Source organism: Marinospirillum perlucidum (assembly GCF_003336805.1).
GTDB lineage: Bacteria > Pseudomonadota > Gammaproteobacteria > Pseudomonadales > Halomonadaceae > Marinospirillum > Marinospirillum perlucidum.
In genome coordinates, this window is sequence record NZ_QFWJ01000006.1 from 72,239 (window position 1) to 89,271 (window position 17,033).

At 54.9% G+C, this 17,033-nt stretch carries 11 protein-coding genes; 3 read left to right on the forward strand and 8 right to left on the reverse strand.

From position 1 onward, the window contains the following. The first annotated feature begins 82 nt into the window (after window positions 1-82). Complete coding sequence (locus tag DFK18_RS09325) at window positions 83-1,708, forward strand: diguanylate cyclase domain-containing protein (protein WP_114417994.1); 1,626 nt, start codon at window positions 83-85, stop codon at window positions 1,706-1,708. Here the strand turns inward: DFK18_RS09325 and DFK18_RS09330 are convergent. Then, complete coding sequence (locus DFK18_RS09330) at window positions 1,700-2,275, reverse strand: hypothetical protein (protein WP_114417995.1); 576 nt, start codon at window positions 2,273-2,275, stop codon at window positions 1,700-1,702. The two genes, DFK18_RS09325 and DFK18_RS09330, sit on opposite strands and share 9 nt — an antisense overlap. Before the next feature lie 206 nt (window positions 2,276-2,481). On the opposite strand from DFK18_RS09330, the gene DFK18_RS09335 reads away from it, so the two are divergent. Beyond that, a complete protein-coding gene (locus tag DFK18_RS09335) occupies window positions 2,482-3,348 on the forward strand; it encodes a hypothetical protein (protein WP_114417996.1) in 867 nt (288 codons plus the stop codon). Here the strand turns inward: DFK18_RS09335 and DFK18_RS09340 are convergent. From DFK18_RS09340 to DFK18_RS09365, 6 genes are all read right to left on the reverse strand, one after another. Next, entirely contained in the window at window positions 3,345-5,084 is a 1,740-nt protein-coding gene (locus DFK18_RS09340) for an HD domain-containing phosphohydrolase (protein WP_114417997.1), read from the reverse strand. The two genes, DFK18_RS09335 and DFK18_RS09340, sit on opposite strands and share 4 nt — an antisense overlap. 139 nt (window positions 5,085-5,223) lie before the next feature. After that, window positions 5,224-7,110: an MFS transporter gene (locus tag DFK18_RS09345; RefSeq protein ID WP_114417998.1), complete on the reverse strand. Its 1,887-nt coding sequence runs from the start codon at window positions 7,108-7,110 to the stop codon at window positions 5,224-5,226. Further along, entirely contained in the window at window positions 7,085-9,586 is a 2,502-nt protein-coding gene (locus DFK18_RS09350) for a bifunctional diguanylate cyclase/phosphodiesterase (RefSeq protein ID WP_114417999.1), read from the reverse strand. The genes DFK18_RS09345 and DFK18_RS09350 overlap by 26 nt, the downstream gene beginning before the upstream one ends. A gap of 14 nt (window positions 9,587-9,600) precedes the next feature. Beyond that, complete coding sequence (locus tag DFK18_RS09355) at window positions 9,601-10,983, reverse strand: HDOD domain-containing protein (protein ID WP_162299745.1); 1,383 nt, start codon at window positions 10,981-10,983, stop codon at window positions 9,601-9,603. Window positions 10,984-11,140: 157 nt separating this feature from the next. Beyond that, window positions 11,141-13,246, reverse strand: a complete 2,106-nt coding sequence (gene recG, locus DFK18_RS09360; protein ID WP_114418001.1) for an ATP-dependent DNA helicase RecG — start codon at window positions 13,244-13,246, stop codon at window positions 11,141-11,143. 1 nt (window position 13,247) lies between these two features. Then, window positions 13,248-14,153, reverse strand: a complete 906-nt coding sequence (locus DFK18_RS09365) for a hydrogen peroxide-inducible genes activator (RefSeq protein WP_114418002.1) — start codon at window positions 14,151-14,153, stop codon at window positions 13,248-13,250. Between the two features lie 135 nt (window positions 14,154-14,288). On the opposite strand from DFK18_RS09365, the gene DFK18_RS09370 reads away from it, so the two are divergent. Beyond that, window positions 14,289-15,146: an NAD-dependent epimerase/dehydratase family protein gene (locus tag DFK18_RS09370; protein ID WP_162299746.1), complete on the forward strand. Its 858-nt coding sequence runs from the start codon at window positions 14,289-14,291 to the stop codon at window positions 15,144-15,146. Here DFK18_RS09370 and dxs read toward each other — a convergent pair. Then, window positions 15,112-17,010 (reverse strand): 1-deoxy-D-xylulose-5-phosphate synthase, encoded by a 1,899-nt coding sequence (gene dxs, locus DFK18_RS09375; RefSeq protein ID WP_114418004.1) that lies wholly within the window; start codon window positions 17,008-17,010, stop codon window positions 15,112-15,114. The genes DFK18_RS09370 and dxs overlap by 35 nt on opposite strands. Window positions 17,011-17,033 lie beyond the last annotated feature (23 nt).

A 17,033-nucleotide genomic window follows, 5' to 3' on the forward strand; every position in this document is an offset into this window, starting at 1 on the left:
GTTAATCAGAGGTTTCCTAGCAAAGCTCCTGCCGCTGTCTATACTGAAAATTTGCCCCTGACTGGCTGCAGGAGCCGCAACCATGGCTAAGGATTCTTTCTATCAAGAGATCATCGAGCAGGGAATTCCTTTGATCTGGGTTGCCGGCCCGGACAAGCAGCGCTTTTATTTCAATCAATCCTGGCTGAACTTCACCGGCCGCAAACTGGAAGAAGAGCAGGGTCAGGGTTGGATTGACAGCCTTCACCCCGAAGATAGTCCCACTTGCCTGGAAGATTATTACCACGCCTTTGATCAGCGTGAAGCCTGCAGCCGGGTTTATCGCCTCCTGCGCCAGGATGGTGAGTACCGCTGGATTCAGGAAGACACCAGCCCTCGCTTCACTGCCTCAGGAGATTTTCAGGGTTATATCGGCTACTGCCTGGATATCACCCGTCACCAACGCTCGCAACTGAAAGAGCTTCACCGCCGCCAGCTGCTGCAAGCCCTGACAGCGGGTGAGGAGCTACATAGGTTGTTGCAAACTCAAGTTCATTATCTCAGCCAGGTCTACCCTCATCTGGAGGCTCGATTTAGTCTTTACGCCAACGAACCTGCTCTGCCTTGGCAACCCGGTCCCCCTCTGCGTCTCTTCTTCCAGGCAGGCAGGGATCAAGGTGGTTCTTGCTGGTCAGAGCCGCTGATTACGACCAGCGGCGAAGCCCTGGGTGCTTTGAGTGTTCATTGTCGATCGCCCAAACGCCCCGGTGAAGAAGAGCTAAAGGTTATTCAGGATGAGGCTCGCTTTGCCACCCTGATGATTGAAAAAAAACAGGCTGAAACCGCCATGCAGCTGAGTGCCCGGGTCTTTGCCCAGGCCAGTGAAGCCATCATGATTACCGATACGCGTGGGCGTATTATTCAGATCAATCAAGCCTTTACCGATACCACCGGCTTTACCGCCAGCGAGGTACTCGGCAAGACGCCCCGATGTCTCAAGTCGGAGAAGCATCCACCCGGTTTTTATCAGCAGATCTGGGCGCAACTAGCTAGTCAGGGGTCTTGGCAAGGAGAAATCTGGAAACGCCGCAAGGATGGTAGCCACTACCCCAGTATTTGTAATATCAGCCGGGTCCGGGGAGATCAGAAAGAACCCAGTCACTATGTTGCGCTCTTTTCCGATATCAGTCTGATCAAGGAACATCAACGCCATCTGGAAATCTTGGCACACTATGATGCCCTGACCCAGTTACCCAATCGCACTCTATTGACTGACCGTCTGGAATTGGCACGCGCCCAGTGTCAGCGTCGCCGGGAATCCCTGGCTGTGGGTTTTATTGATCTGGATGGTTTCAAAGCGGTCAATGACAGTCACAGCCATGCCCTGGGCGACCAGCTGTTGGTGGCCATAACCCGCCGTTTCAGTCAACTGCTCAGAGACAGCGATACTCTTGCGCGCCTGGGCGGTGATGAATTTATTCTGATCCTGACCGATCTCAAGCAGCCCCAGGATTATCAAAGGGTTCTAGATCGCCTTCTGCAGGCCGCCGCCGAACCCCTGAATCTCAACGGACAGAAAGTTCAGATCAGCGCCAGCATCGGCGTCACCCTCTATCCGCAGGATCACGGAACAACCGATGAATTGATTCGCCATGCTGATCTGGCCATGTATACCGCCAAGCAGGCGGGTAAGAACTGTTACCGGCTTTACCAACCCGAATCAGGCTGAAACCGCCAGGGGCAACTGAACCTCTTTCTCCCAGGCATCCAACTGCTGGTGTAACTGCTGCAGTGTTCGCCGCGCTGCCTTGCGTGCTGCAAAGTGATCACTGCTGGAGGCACAGTAAATCTGGGCCAGGGCTTCCAACTGCTGCAAAACCCGGCTGTTTAATCCCTGCTTGCTGCAACCGGGCAGAAGCGCCCGGGTCAAACTGGCCAGATGACACAAAGCCCAGGCAGCCCCCAGAGCCTGGGGCAGACTTTCGCAGGGCAAAGCTGTTTTTTCCCGGGTAGTGAGCGCGGGTAAGGGTGCTTCCTGGCGAACCAGCTCGGCGGCCAGCGCAGGAGAAACCAGCCAGGCCATCCAGTCAAATTCATCGGCAGTGAGGTTGTGGAAAAATGGCAGCAATTGTTTTTCCTGATGATGCAAGAGCACCAGTAGCTGCTTGATCAGGGATAGTCGACGGTTTTCGCTCAGTTGGCTGGTGTAATCCAGCTGCATAACAGCAAGACGCTGCAGAGCTTCACGCTCCTGGCTGGTGGCCTGACGTAACTGTGGCAAGTGTATCAACTGCATTCTGGGCTCCTCGGAATCCTGCTGCGGGCTGGATAGGGGCCTTTGTCAACTCCGGCGACTTGACCCTGTAGTGAAAACAGGCGTCATCATGAAGAGCCTGGATGACACCAACAAGACATCAGGGTGAAAGATAGATGACAGCATCCGACTGCCTTGAATAGGAGAGAAGAGCACATTAATCTTGCCCAATCGACAAGGAGCCGATCATGTACAAGCATTACGGACTGGCTATCTGCCTGTTTCTGGGGCTGCTGACCCTTGAAGCCAAAGCAGAAGCACCGTCTCTTCCACCTCTGCTGCTGGACAACCTGCAGCACTTCCTGGGCAACCCGGAAGCCAGCGAAGTATTTACCCGGCAATTCACCAGCTATATCGGGGTTGCGCCGGAACATCTGGGGGTCGCCTTCTGGGATAGCCGAACCGGCGAACCCCTGGATGCAAGGGAAATTCGCGAGTTGATGGCTCCCTTTCGCCAGGATTCTGCCTACCAGCTGCTACTCGCCGCGCAACACTTATCCGCACAACAACTCCCCCTGCAAACCGGACAATTGCAACGCCTTGTCGACGCTGCCTTTCTGGCCAGTATGCGCCAGCCACCCGAGCATATCTCGGTAGAATTTTATGACCGCCGCCAGGGACCCAGTGGCCGGGGTGGCGGCGTTTCCGGCCGGGTTCCGGACAAGAGACGCCAAACAAACGCCGCACTTTCCCAGCCAAGCAGCAACCCGGAGCGGCCGCCTGGCTTCCCGATTTCCGAAGAAACACTCATACAAAATTTTTCTGACCGAGGCTTCACGGCCGAACCCCGGGAAGGGCTTTTGCTTTTTCCCCTGGTGGTCTGGGGTCGTACTCCGGCCCAATTGGAAGCACATTACCGGAGTCAGCTGGCCACTCTGGCCGCAGAGGGCGCGGATCTGGGTGGCTTGGCAGGACTCCCGCAAACCACTAGCGAGGGTGAATGGCAACTGCTCTATCAACTCATTTACCTACGCCCCAACCAGCAATTAACCGCAGCTGATCAAGATTACCTACAGGCTTGGCACCAGCGGCTTTTGCGTGAACTGGGTCCCTAACCCAAGGGACTCTTATTCTCGACCAGCCCACCTAGCCGCTCCAGATCTGTTGTGGTCAATTTATCACCCGGCTGCTCTGACGAGGCTTCCGGGCTTTTCAGCACCAGGACTTCTTCAATGCGCCCACTGCTGGAAACCCCCGCAACGCAGCCCTGATGACCAGAAGCAAAGGCTACCTGACTACCAATAGGGCGCAAGCCGTGATAACCAACGAAGGTATCCAGGGCATCTCGATCAAAGCGATTTCCCTGGGCAATCACTGTCTGGTAGGCCTGCTGCCAGCTTAAGGGCGAGCTGCCATAACCCCTCACCTGGCAATCGAGTAGCTTGACCACCTCCAGAAGACGCGAAAGAGGGTCGAGCTTCCTGCCGGTCAAGCCACGCGGATAGCCGCTTCCATCCAGGCGCTCATTGGCATTAACAATCAGGGACTCACCCAAGGCCTTGGGGATCCAGTTCAGTTCTTCTGCCGAACGCAGCAGCTGCACCAACTGGCTTTTAAAACGTCGCAGCAGTTTTTTTCTCTGCTGATCGGCTGTCACCTTGAGAGGATTCAAACAGGGACGGCTGCCAATAAACAACTTACCCAGGTCATGCAATAGCAAGGCCACCAGTACCGGCAGATCATAGCTGCGATTGATGCCCAGTCTGAACACCAGAGGATAACAACGTGCCGTCACCCGCAAAGTATGCAGGATTACCGGATGAATACCCGGATGCGGCTGTTCCAGAGTCAAGAGCAATTCGGCTTCACGGTTATCCAGATGACTCAGATAGGCCTCCGCCAGGTTGCGCAAGCGGCTGGAATCCAGCGATTTACCGGCAGCCAGCAAGAGGGCCTGCCCTGCCAACTCATCAGCATAGCCTTTCAGTTTTTCAGCCTGCTTGGCTGTCATCAGATCCCCCCGTTTTTTGCGGGCAACGGGTGCCGGTGCCGCAGAACTGGGCTGAGGACGTGGGGTGGCGGCCGGGGTAAAAAGCGTAGAAGGCTTGAGGCGGGTCTGGTCCGGATGAGACAAGCGGGCAATTTCGCGCTCAGCTTCCAGGGTATAGTGAAAAAAATTCTTTTCAGCATCCGGGTCAGAGTGTAGAAAATGACAGCCCAGTAAAGCCTGGGAAAAATCCTCGCTCGGCTGAATATAGCTGATCTCCAAGTCGACGTTAGCCTCTTCTCCCTGAGGAAAAAGCAACTGCCCCTGAAGTTTCGATGACAAGGGCTGAAGAAGATAAAGCGCTGCTTGGAAGGGTATGCCTGCCTGGCAACCACCGGCAGAGATATCCAGTAGCTGACCGGAGAGCACCCCCTGGGGCAGGCTTAAACGCAAACGAATATCCAGCTTGCCGGCAATATAAACGCGAAAGAACTCGCGATGGAAAACCTTGGTAAACGCCTGGGGAAAAGGCAGCCTTAATGACAAACTTTCTTCGCCGGGCTGGGCGAAAACCACCTCCAGCGGAGCACTGACAAACTGCTGGTTTTGATGCTTGATATAAATACAGAAAAGATGGCGTCTGGCTATCTGCATCAACTGATGTTCACTGGCACTCAGTCGCATCTCCAGTAAACGGTCTTGCGGGCTCCAGTCGACATGCGTGACCGACCAGGGTTCGTCTGCCGCCTCTTCGGCGCTATCCAGGGGTTGCAGCTTGATCTCCCCGGCCTGCTGAGCTGCCTCGAAAGCCATACGGGCCTGAACGCCGATCAGGGTATCCCGATCATGATTCCGATTACGCATGATCTTTCCCTCTCTGGGCGGCAGTATCCTGACAGCCTTGTTTATCGGTTCCTATTTGGAGTTTACGCAAAAAACCAAGTAGGATGCCAGAAAAACATCATTTTTATAGCATCTTTAAAGCTCAGCTCAAGCCCCGCCTCTAACGCCAGTCACCGCGCAAGTCTTCTACAATATCCTGCAAGCCTGCTGCAGTGACGTCTTCAGGTGCCAGGGGTTCGCCAGCGACCACCTCAACTCGTGACCAGAAGCGTCTGGGCCATTTCTTGAAAGCCCGCCCCTGAGCCCGGGAAAACCAGGAACCCCAGAGTCCCCTCAGGGCCATGGGAATAACAGGAACCGGCGAGCGCTCCAGTATCCGCTCAACTCCTTTTTTAAAAGGCTGCAACTCACCATCCCGGGTCAGGCGCCCCTCGGGAAAAATAAAAACCAGTTCGCCCGCTGCTAGGGCTTCTTCGATGCGGGCAAAGGCTTGCTGCAAATTTTGACGATCCACCTTCTCCGAACTCACCGGCACGGTTCCCGCCAACTGTAAAAAACGTTTCAGATAAGGCAGGTCATGAATATCCTTATCGATGACAAAGCGCAGAGGTCGCTGACAAGCCCCTGCCAGAAGTAGCGCATCGACATAGCTGACATGGTTGGCTACTACCAGGGCACCGCCTTCTTCAGGGATGTTATCCAGCCCCCGGTGGCTAACCCGGTAAAAGCTATGGGAGAGCAGATAGATCAAAAATCTCAATACCGGATCTCGGGCCAGCTTCAAAGCCAGCAGTCCGACGATCAGGGCCGTCACCCCGTAGAGCAGGAAAAATACCGGCAGGGAAACATCCAGCACACCCAAAAGCAGCATCCCGGTCACTGCACTTAAAACCATGGCCAGGGAGTTGAGCACATTAAGCGCGGCGATGACCTGGGCTCTGACAGCCACCGGGCTGTATTTTTGCACCAGGGTATAAAGGGGCACGATGAAAAGCCCGCCACTGACCCCGGCTAAAAACAAATCCAGGGCCAGACGCAGCCCGCCGACATCACGGAACTGAGTTAAATCACGCAGGGGTTCACCGGCCGTCAAAGGCGGAAAGGCTGCAGCCTGGGCATAGAGATCCCAGGAAAAGAGCGCCATCCCCAAAGCGCCTAGAGGAACCATACCCAGTTCCAGCCGTCCCCGTGACCAATAACCACAGAGCAGGGCACCACCCCCGACACCCAACGAAAACAGGGTCAAGAGTAGCGTACCGACACTTTCATTACCCCAGAGCACACTGCGGGTAAAATTGGGGAACTGGGTCAAGTAGCCTGAGCCCATAAACCAGAACCAACTGATGGCCAAAATGGCCAGAAACACACTGCGCTTCTTGGCACCTTCCCGCAAAACCTTGCGAGTCTGGGCGTAGATATTCCAGTTGAGAACCAAACCGGGATCACCAGCAGCGGCTTGGGGAACGGCTCGGCTGGCTAACCAGCCCAGAAGGGCAAAAACCACCACGGTCAGACCGATGATCCAGTAGTTTTCTCCAGCCCAACGGGCCAGCAACCCTCCCAGGAGGGTGCCCAGCAGGATGGCGACGAAGGTGCCCATTCCCACCAGGGCATTGCCCGCCACCAAGTCTTCTGCCTTTAGTTGTTGCGGCAAGAGCGCATACTTGATCGGGCCAAAGAGTGCGGACTGGGCCCCCATGATAAAAACCAGGACAAAGAGAAGCCACCAGAGCTGCAGGGCAAAAGCCAGCAGAGCAGTCAGCATGATGGCCACTTCCAGCAATTTGATGTTACGCACCACTGCTGATTTCTCATACTTGTCCGCCAGCTGACCGGCAATACCCGAGAAGAGAAAAAAAGGCAGGATAAAAAGCCCGGCCGCCAGGTTCATGAGGATATTGATATCCAACTGCAGTTGGTCGGCAGCGGTAAAAGTCAGGGTAAACATCAGGGCAAAACGAAAGACGTTATCGTTAAATGCCCCCAGGGCCTGGGTCCAAAAAAAAGGGCCAAACCGACGTTTAAATATCAGTGTTATTCCACGCATTCCCTTGTCTCGCTAGTTCAAAAAAGGTTTCAGAATCCAGGGGCCTGGCCTTGAGATACCCCTGCATCAAATGGCAGCCCTGGGACTTTAAAAACTCCAGTTGTTCTTCGGTTTCCACACCCTCAGCCAGGGTGGTCAAGCCCAGATGCGCCGCCATCTGGATAATCAGGCGGGCAATCACCACATCATCCTGGCGGCCCGGCAAGCCATCAACAAAGGATTTGTCAATTTTTAGCACATCCAGGGGCAGGCGACTTAGATACGTCAAACTGGAATAGCCGGTTCCAAAATCATCCAGAGCAATGCGGATGCCGGTCTTTTTCAACTGCCCTAAAATCGCAATAGCCTCATCAGTCACCTGCATTAAAAGTGTTTCCGTGACTTCCAGCTCCAGCAGTTGCGGTGAAACCTCATAGTCGGCAAGCAGGCGTTTGATTCGTCCCGGTAAATCCCGGTTCACCTGAGCAGTAGATAGATTGACAGCCAGGGTGAGATCCGGCAAGCCGGTTTTTTTCCAGGCAGCCAACTGGCTAACGGCTGTTTCCAGTATCCAGTCTCCCAGCGGCAGGATCAGCCCGGTTTCTTCAGCCAGAGGAATGAATTCTGCCGGAGAAACCCAGCCACGGGATGGATGCTGCCAGCGCACTAAAGCCTCGCAGCCCACCAGTTTTCCGGTGAAGTTATCCCATTGGGGCTGATAGTAAAGCTGTAACTGGTCTTTTATTTCCAGAGCCTGACGCAGATCATTTTCCAGTTTCAGTTGATCGGCCACTTCCAGTCCCATGGCTCGATCATAAAAACAATAGCGGTTCCGGCCTCTTGCTTTAGCCTGATACATGGCCGTATCTGCATGACGGAACAGTGCTTCGGGACTCAGGCCCTGATCCGGGTAGATGGCGATACCGATACTGCCGGTTACCACCAGTTGGTGATAATCGACTTCCAGCGGTCGGGCAATTATCTGGATCAGCTTTTCAGCCAAAGCCTCGATTGAGTGGCGGTCATGAATTTCCGGCAGCACCAGCAGGTATTCATCTCCCCCCATGCGACTCAGCAGCATCTTTTCATCCAGCTCGTCTTTCAACCGTTGCGCCAACTGTTTAAGCAGCTTGTCGCCCAGGGAGTGTCCCAGAGAATCATTGATATTCTTGAAACGGTCGATATCGATCACGAGCAAGGCAAACTGGTGGTTTTTTTCTGCCGCTCCTTCCATGCATTCATAGATTCTTTTGACCAGCAGGCGTCGCGAAGGCAGGCCAGTCAGGGTATCAAAATTAGCCAGTCGCTCCAGCTCCTGCTGCTTGACTTCAATCCGCTCCTGGTAATCTCGGAAAAGACTGCGTAGCCAGCGCACATACCACCAAGCCAAGAGTAGAGTAAGAAAACTGATCAAAGCCAATGGCAGATAAAGCCGTGGCAATAGCTGCCATAAATCGGTCAATGGAGAGGCTTCTTCACTAGGCCCCTTTTCTTCCAGATCATCTAGATAAATACCGGCGATCAAAATCCAATCGGTTGAGGATGCCGGTAGTATTCTGGCCAACTTGGGAAAGCGGCCTGTTTCATCCTGCTTTTGCCAGAGGTATTCGGTATAGCCACCCCCCTGCTCAGCAATCCGGAGAAAACTCTCCACCAGTTGACGGTGCTCTTGATCTTCCAGTTGCTCCAGAGGCTTGCCTAAGGCATCCGGTGCCGATTTGGCCGTCAGGAGGCGGCCATTGGCTGCTATCACAGCGACATAGCCATCACCCGGCAGACTCACGGATTCAATCCTTTGCAGGAGTTTCTGCTGTAGATCTTCTTCCATTTGGTAGAGGTAGTCGCCACTGCCAATCAACCAGCCCAGGGGCTCAAACAAGCGGACATAGGCGATTTTTTCCGCCATCTGGCCGGGTTGATCCGGGCGATACCAGCGGTAACGCGAATAACCGGCCTGATCAGGATTAGCTACGGCATCCAAGAGGCCACGCATAATGTAGTGGCCCGTATCATCGCGATTATCCCAGAGGGAAGTTCCCTCCAGTTGCGGCTGAGTGGGCAGGAGAATGCATTGGCCCTGAAGGTCATCGATAAAATAATAACCCCGCCCTTCAAACGGGCGTTGATCACGTAAGGCTTCGATGATCAGGCTTTTGATGGTGGCTGTGTCCAATCCCTGCGCCTGGCCTTCGGCATAGAGGCCACGAGCAGTAGCATAGGCAGCATCGACTTCTTCACGAACACGGGCTTTGAGCAGCTCTTCAGCCTGATTGAGTCGATAGCTGATAAAATCATCCAGATTTTCCAGCTCAACATCCAGGCGTTGATAGAGATTCTGCATGGCCTGGCGCTGGTTTTCTTCGTGCTGGAAGACCAGTTGCTGCTGACTTTGCAGACCCAGGTAAGCACCCAGACCCAGAGTAATGAGCACTACCCCGCCAAAAATACCCAAAAAGAGAAAGCGCAGTAGATTTTGCGGCGTGGTAGCAAAAGGCATGCTTTCAGCCCCGGTTAGCGTTTGGTGCTGGACTCCAGCATGCGGACGAAGTCCTCCATGGCTTTATCAGGTACTGAATCCAGTTCGGCACGAGCTTCCAGTGCTGCTTCAGGCTCCAGCTGCAAACGCTCATAAACGGCCGCAGGAATCCGGGTAATCTGCTGCTCCCACTGGGGATGCATGTATTGATGTGCCAGATACAAGAGGTTGGAATACTTGAAGTGGGACCCCGTGTAATGCGGATTGTGCTGCTGGCGAATGGCAATACACATTTCATTGGGCAGACCCCAGGTGGTAAACAGGTAGCTGGCAATCTGTTCCCGGGTAATGCCAAACAAAAAACGCTCCAGATACATTGGCGGCACGTGAGGGTTGGCTTCCTGATTGCGGCAATAGAGGGAAAAATAGGGCGGAAAGACCTCTGCCAGCACCAGATAACCAAAGTTATGTAACAAGCCCGCCAGATAAGCCATACCGGCATAGGGGCGCGCCAGGGGAGGAATCTTCTTGACCAGCTTTTCCACCAACAGAGCCCGCATCAGGGCATCCCGCCAAAAGTGGCTATGCCCGTGAACACCATCCTTGGGCAGACGGATTTGGCGGGACATGGCCAACCCCAAGGCCAGATTCATAGTCAGATCAAAACCCAGAACCCGAATAACAGCATCCTGAATCGAGCGGATACTCCCGGGTGCGCCGTAGTAGGGCGAATTGGCCCAGCTGATCACCTGAGAAGCCAGACTGGGATCCATTTCGATCACCCGGGCCAGCTCGGTGCCACTAACATCCTCCTTGGTTTGCAGGGTCAGCAAACGCTGGGAGCTTAAAGGCAAGGGCGCAATTTCAATAGACTCACTCAAACGTGCCCGAACTCGTTGCTGAGTAATCGCCTCAACAGCTGAGCGGATTTCGGTTTCATCCCGTTGAGGATAATCCAGATTGGGGCGAGCCTCGGTCAGGGGAACGGAAAAGTCTTCTTCTTCAGTATCCGAATCCGCCACTAGTTGAACAAACTCATCGCGGGTAAAGCGCAGCAGGTATTCCGGATCACCGGATTCTACAAACACCCAGTCTGTTTCCAGATAACGCAGATCCACACACAGGGGCATAGGCAGCACCCCAGGCAGGGCTGGCAAGGATTTCACCTTGAGATCACGCAAGAGGCTCTGGCGATAATCCGGTGAACGGGCCCGCCAATCGGTACCGCCAGCATTGAGCTTCTGCAAGTCCAGAAGGCAATGGGCTGGATAAGCAGCCTGCAGACTGAAACCATCTACGGCCTGAAGTAGTGTACTGCGCAGTAGTTGGTTGGGGCTGGCATGGCTGCGGGGAACGCGCCTTTGGGCAAGGGGTTCATTGTTCAAATCGGTAATGGAATAAGTTGGCTTAATAGTCATGGCACCCTGCTTCATTGGCTGCTCCTTCAGATGGATCAGTAGAAAGGTAAAGATCCAAAAAATCTTGGGTAATCCAGTCTGTAGGTTAAGCCCTGACAGCCAGAAAGTCGAGTTAAGGCTGGCAAAAGCCAGTCATTATAACCGCTATAACTGAGAGTTAAACCTGGGAAAAACGCAGACTATCCCCCCGCCAACGAGCCAGGAGTTGCCGGGCCAAAAGTGGTTGCTCCTCAAGCAGACGCTCTCCCAAAGGCCTGAGGCCTTCGAGCAAATGGGCATCTCTTTTCAGGTTGGCCAGACGCAGCTCGATCTCACCGGTCTGACGCGTCCCCAGCAGCTCACCCGGCCCGCGGATTTCCAGATCCTTCTGGGCAATATAAAAACCATCACTGCTTTCGCGCATGGCCTGGAGTCTCTCGCGTCCCTGACTGGATAGAGGAGGATGATAAATCAGGGTGCAAAAACTGGCGGTGGAACCCCGCCCTACCCGGCCCCGCAACTGATGTAATTGCGCTAATCCCAGGCGTTCGGCATTATCAATAATCATCAGGCTGGCATTGGGTACATCCACCCCCACTTCGATGACCGTAGTGGCTACCAGAAGCTGATATTCGCCTTCCTTGAAAGCCTGCATGATACGGCCCTTGTCAGCCGGTTTCATCCGCCCATGCACCAGCGCCACCTTCAACTCTGGCAAGGCCTCCTGTAATTCCTGGCAGGTTACTTCAGCAGCCTGGCATTCCAGCACTTCCGATTCTTCAATCAGGGGACAGACCCAATAAGCCTGACGCCCCTCCTGACAGGCATGGCGTAAGCGGGCAATCACTTCCGGACGGCGGCTATCGGGAAGTGCCAGGGTGGTCACGGGTTTGCGCCCAGGCGGCAACTCATCAATGACGGACACATCCAGATCGGCATAAGCACTCATGGCCAGGGTTCGCGGGATGGGTGTTGCCGTCATCACCAACTGATGGGGCAGCAGTCCCTCGCTCCCGCCTTTGTTTCTCAGTGCCAGTCGCTGATGCACGCCAAAACGGTGCTGTTCATCGATGATCACCAGAGCCAGCCGTGAAAAAACCACCTCTTCCTGAAAAAGTGCGTGGGTTCCCACCAGCAACTGGGTTTCTCCCAAGGCCAACTGCTCCAGAGCCGTCTGGCGCTGCTTGCCTTTCATTTTGCCCGCCAGCCAGTCCACCTGGATACCCAAAGGCTGCAACCAGGCCGTGAGGTTGTGGTAATGCTGTTCAGCCAGTAGTTCCGTCGGAGCCATCAAAGCGGCCTGATAGCCATTGGCCAAAGCCTTCAGGGCCGCCAGGGCTGCCACCAGGGTTTTTCCCGATCCCACATCCCCCTGAACCAACCGCAACATGGGATGAGGATCAGTTAAATCCCGATTGATTTCAGCCAATACCCTTTCCTGAGCTCCTGTTAACGCAAAGGGCAGTCCTTCACGTAGCTGCTGTTCCAGCAGCCCTGCTGATTTTGTTAGCGGCGGCGCACTTTCTTCCCGCGTTTTCTGCCGCAATAACAGCATCCCCAATTGCTGGGCCAACAACTCTTCCAGCGCCAGCCGTTTCTGCGCCGGATGCTGACCCGCAGCCAAAGCTTCCAGATCGGCCTGGCAATCGGGGTAATGCAAGTAGCGTAAAGCCTGATTAACCGACCAGCTCCGCAATCCCTGTAGATGCGTCTGGTCCAGAAGCGAAGCCGGCAGCAGTTCATCCAGGGGGCGCTGCTCCAGAAAGTCCAGCGCCTGGGCCACCAGTTGGCGCAGGCGTTTTTGCTGCAGACCTTCGGTCACCGGGTAAACCGGTGTGAGTTGTTGTTCCAGTGGAGGCGGCGGCAGGTCATCCCGCAAGACCTGAAATTCGGGGTGGTAAAACTCCAGGCCACTGGCACCTGGGCGAGCCTCACCATAGCAACGTAGACGTAAGCCTGGTTGCAACTGCTGCTTCATGGAAGCAGAAAAGTGGAAAAAACGCAGACCCACTGAGCCGGTGGCATCTCGCAATCGGACCAGAAGACTGCGCCTTCTTCCCTGACCCAGATGACTATTCACCACCTCGCCTTCAATAACGGCTGTACTGCCGACTCTCAGGCTGCCCAAAGGACTGATACGGGTACGATCTTCGTAGCGTAGAGGTAAATGCAGGAGAAGATCCTGCAGATGATGAATCCCCAGGCGAGCCAGACGATCAGCCAGGGCCTGGCCCACTCCCTTAAGCTGGGTGACCGTTACTTCCTGTAGCGGTAGGGCCGCCATTTCAGGCCTGCTTGAATTGCCCGACAGCCTGAACCAGCGCTTCGATGGCCTTGGGACGAGGGAAACTGGTACGCCAGGCAACGGCAACCGTCCGTGAAGGCACCGGATCTTCAAAAGGCCGGGTGACCAGAACATCCGGTGCATAATGGCTGGTACCGATGGCCGAATGTGGCAAAACCGTGATTCCCAAACCGGAGGCCACCATGTGACGTATGGTTTCCAGAGAACCACCTTCGGCAACCAGGGTTTGCTCGGGATTTTTCAGGTTGGCTTCTAGAGCCGGACAGGCTTCGATGACCTGGTCCCTAAAGCAATGACCCTCACCCAGCATCAACAGTTTTTCCCGGGTCAAATCCTCGATAGGCACCCGGGGGCGACTGGCCCAGGCGTGCTTTTGTGGCAGAAGGACTTCAAAAGGTTCATCGTAGAGTGAACGGGTGACCACATCGGCTTCAGTGAAAGGCAGGGCAATGATGATGGCGTCCAGCTCACCGGCTCTCAGTTTACGTCTTAAAACAGCAGTGAAGTTTTCTTCGATATAGAGCGGCATCTTGGGAGCCTGCTCACGCAGAGCAGGAACCAGATGCGGAAACAGATAAGGACCGATGGTGTAGATAGCCCCGAGGCGCAGAGGAGAAGTGAGCTGATCCCGACCCAATTGCGCCATTTCCTTGATGGAAGCAGCCTGTTCCAGCACCTTGCGAGCCTGGGCCACGATTTTTTCCCCGGTGGGCGTTAACTGAACAGCACTTTTACTGCGCTCAAAGAGAGCAACACCCAGCTCGTCTTCCAGTTTTTTTACCGCTACACTCAGGGTGGGCTGACTGACAAAACAGCGTTCGGCGGCATGCCCGAAGTGCTTTTCCTGAGCCAGGGTTACGATGTACTTCAACTCGGTCAGTGTCATGGTATATCGACATCCTCTTCGGGCCGGTCAACTGAGAAGCACCCGGGTCACGTGAAAACCTGAAATTAAGTATGCATCATAAATTTAAATAATCAAGCTAACAGAAAGTTATCCTATATAGCTATGGAGCAGGTAATGCAGTGTTTGATTCTGGGGTGTGGTGACCTGGGAAGTCGAGTGGGCCGCTTGCTGGTTGAAGAGGGGCATCAGGTCTGGGCAGCCAGACGCTCACTCCACCGCCTGGATGCCGATTTTCGCCCGCTGGCCTGGACCCTGCCCCAGGCAGCGCCTCAACTTCCCCAGGTGGATTATCTGGTTTATGCCCTCTCGGCGGATGACTCCTCTCCGGCAGCCTATCGGCAAGCCTACCTGGAGGGTGTTCAGGCGATGATCACCAGTCTGATCCGACAGAAAATCTCGCCCAAACGCATCTTTTTTATTTCTTCCAGCGGCGTCTATGGCCAGACCCAGGGGGAAGAGGTGGATGAAGCCAGCCCCACCTGCCCGGAAGCCTACACCGGGCAACTGTTATTACAGGGGGAAGAACTCTTGTATCAGAGTCCCTGGCCGGTGACCTGCCTGCGCTTTTCAGGCATTTATGGGCCAGGACGGGAAAGATTGATTCGTCAGGTACGTGAAGGCCGTTTTCCACCCCAGGAACCCCTCAAGTATTCCAACCGCATTCATATCGAAGATGGTGCCCGTGCCGTTTGCCATCTAATGCAGCAGGATGCGGCAGATCAGGCTATCGAGGAAACCTATGTGGTGACCGACTGTGAACCGGCCCCGCTGCAGGAAGTGACCCACTGGCTCGCCCATCAGCTGGGGATACTGCCCCGCCCCGGTGACCGGCTACCCAGCCGTGGCGGCAACAAAAAGCTGAGCAATCGCCAGCTTCGCGCCAGCGGTTTTCATTTCCGCTACCCCAGTTATCGTGAAGGCTATGCGCCTCTACTGGCTAACAGGACGAGTCGGGAAAGCGCTGACGGATAGCGGCCAGAATACCGGCTTCATCCAACCCGCAGGAGGCCAGAAGCTCGGCGGGAGTTCCCTGATCGACCCAGAGATCGGGAATCCCCAGGTTGAGAATTGCAGGCTGTAATCCCTGGTCGGCAAAAAACTCATTGATGGCGCTACCCACCCCACCCATGATCGCGTTTTCTTCCAGGGTCACCAGCGCATCATGACTGGCAGCCATTTCCAGCAGCAGGTCTTTATCCAACGGCTTCACAAAGCGCAGGTTAACCAGGGTGGCATCCAATTGCTCGGCCACTTTTTCTGCCGTAGGCACCAGGCTACCCAAAGCCAGCAGGGCCAGCTTCTTGCCCTGACGCCTGACCTCACCCTTGCCCAGCGGTAGGGGCGTTAAGGCCCGATCCGGCTCTACACCAGGACCGGTACCGCGTGGATAACGCACTGCTGCCGGGCCGGAATAGAGATAGCCCGTCGTCAGCAACTGGCGGCATTCCTGCTCATCGGCCGGTGCCATCACCACCATTTCCGGCACACAGCGCAGGTAGGAGACATCCAGCGTACCGTGATGGGTGGGGCCGTCTTCACCGACTACCCCGGCACGATCTATGGCAAAGAGTACATCCAGCTTTTGTACCGCCACATCATGAATCAACTGATCGTAGGCTCTTTGCAGAAAAGTGGAATAGATGGCCACGACCGGCTTCATGCCTTCACAGGCCATGCCCGCAGCCAGGGTCACAGCATGCTGCTCGGCAATGGCCACATCAAAGTAGCGTTCAGGAAAACGCCGGGAAAATTCAACCAGATCCGAGCCTTCACGCATGGCCGGAGTAATCCCCAGCAGGCGTTCATCTTCAGCCGCCATATCACACAGCCATTGCCCAAAAATATTGGAATACTTGGGCTTCTTCTTGACCGGTTGCGGCGGGGGCGTTTCCAGTGGTTTGACGGGTTTTTCCAGCTTGGTCAAAGCATGGTAGCCAATGGGATCAGCTTCAGCAGGAATAAAGCCCTTGCCCTTCTTGGTGACCACATGCAGAAAATGCGGGCCGCTAAGATGTTTGAGTTTTTTTAGTGTACTCAAGAGTTCGGGCAGATTGTGGCCATCGATTGGCCCCAGGTAATTAAAACCCAGCTCTTCAAAAAGGGTGCCGGGCGTCACCAGTGACTTGACCTGTTCTTCGGTCTTGCGCGCCAGCTCCCAGGCCAGGGGCAGTTTGGATAAAACCCTGCGACTGTTTTCACGCAGATGGTTATAGGGCTCACTGACCAGCAGACGGGATAAGTAGGTAGCCAGGCCGCCCACGTTCTCGGAAATGGACATCTCGTTATCATTGAGAATGACCAAGAGATTGGCCTGCACGTGACCGGCATGGGTCAAGGCTTCAAAGGCCATGCCTGCGGTCAGGGCACCATCACCGATCACAGCAATACTGCGACGCTTACTGCCCTGGTTGCGAGCTGCAATCGCCATACCCAAAGCAGCACTAATCGAAGTGCTGGAGTGGCCCACGCCAAAGGCATCGTATTCCGATTCACTGCGTTTGGGAAAAGCCGCCAGGCCATCTTTTTGGCGGATGGTCAAAAGCTCTTCCTTGCGACCGGTCAGTATCTTATGAGGATAGGCCTGGTGGCCCACATCCCAGACCAGGCGATCTTCCGGCGTATCAAATACACTATGCAGCGCCAGTGTCAGCTCAACAACGCCCAGACCGGCACCAAAATGACCACCTGTCTGGCTAACACTCCAGAGCAACCAGGAGCGAACTTCCCGCACCAGACTGGTCAACTGGCGTTCAGAGAGTTTTTTCAAATCCGCCGGACTCTGAATCTGATCCAGCAAAGGAGTTTCCGGACGCTCAGCAGGCAGGGCATCAAACATGAAAGGTCAGCTCTAATTAAATA

What these genes read in the sequence shown, in the direction of transcription:
- DFK18_RS09340 (WP_114417997.1), bottom strand. Translation starts at nt 5,084, where the DNA reads ATGCGTAATCGGAATCATGATCGGGATACCCTGATCGGCGTTCAGGCC.
- DFK18_RS09325 (WP_114417994.1), top strand. Translation starts at nt 83, where the DNA reads ATGGCTAAGGATTCTTTCTATCAAGAGATCATCGAGCAGGGAATTCCT.
- DFK18_RS09350 (WP_114417999.1), bottom strand. Translation starts at nt 9,586, where the DNA reads ATGCCTTTTGCTACCACGCCGCAAAATCTACTGCGCTTTCTCTTTTTG.
- DFK18_RS09365 (WP_114418002.1), bottom strand. Translation starts at nt 14,153, where the DNA reads ATGACACTGACCGAGTTGAAGTACATCGTAACCCTGGCTCAGGAAAAG.
- DFK18_RS09345 (WP_114417998.1), bottom strand. Translation starts at nt 7,110, where the DNA reads ATGCGTGGAATAACACTGATATTTAAACGTCGGTTTGGCCCTTTTTTT.
- DFK18_RS09335 (WP_114417996.1), top strand. Translation starts at nt 2,482, where the DNA reads ATGTACAAGCATTACGGACTGGCTATCTGCCTGTTTCTGGGGCTGCTG.
- dxs (WP_114418004.1), bottom strand. Translation starts at nt 17,010, where the DNA reads ATGTTTGATGCCCTGCCTGCTGAGCGTCCGGAAACTCCTTTGCTGGAT.
- DFK18_RS09355 (WP_162299745.1), bottom strand. Translation starts at nt 10,983, where the DNA reads ATGACTATTAAGCCAACTTATTCCATTACCGATTTGAACAATGAACCC.
- DFK18_RS09330 (WP_114417995.1), bottom strand. Translation starts at nt 2,275, where the DNA reads ATGCAGTTGATACACTTGCCACAGTTACGTCAGGCCACCAGCCAGGAG.
- DFK18_RS09370 (WP_162299746.1), top strand. Translation starts at nt 14,289, where the DNA reads ATGCAGTGTTTGATTCTGGGGTGTGGTGACCTGGGAAGTCGAGTGGGC.
- recG (WP_114418001.1), bottom strand. Translation starts at nt 13,246, where the DNA reads ATGGCGGCCCTACCGCTACAGGAAGTAACGGTCACCCAGCTTAAGGGA.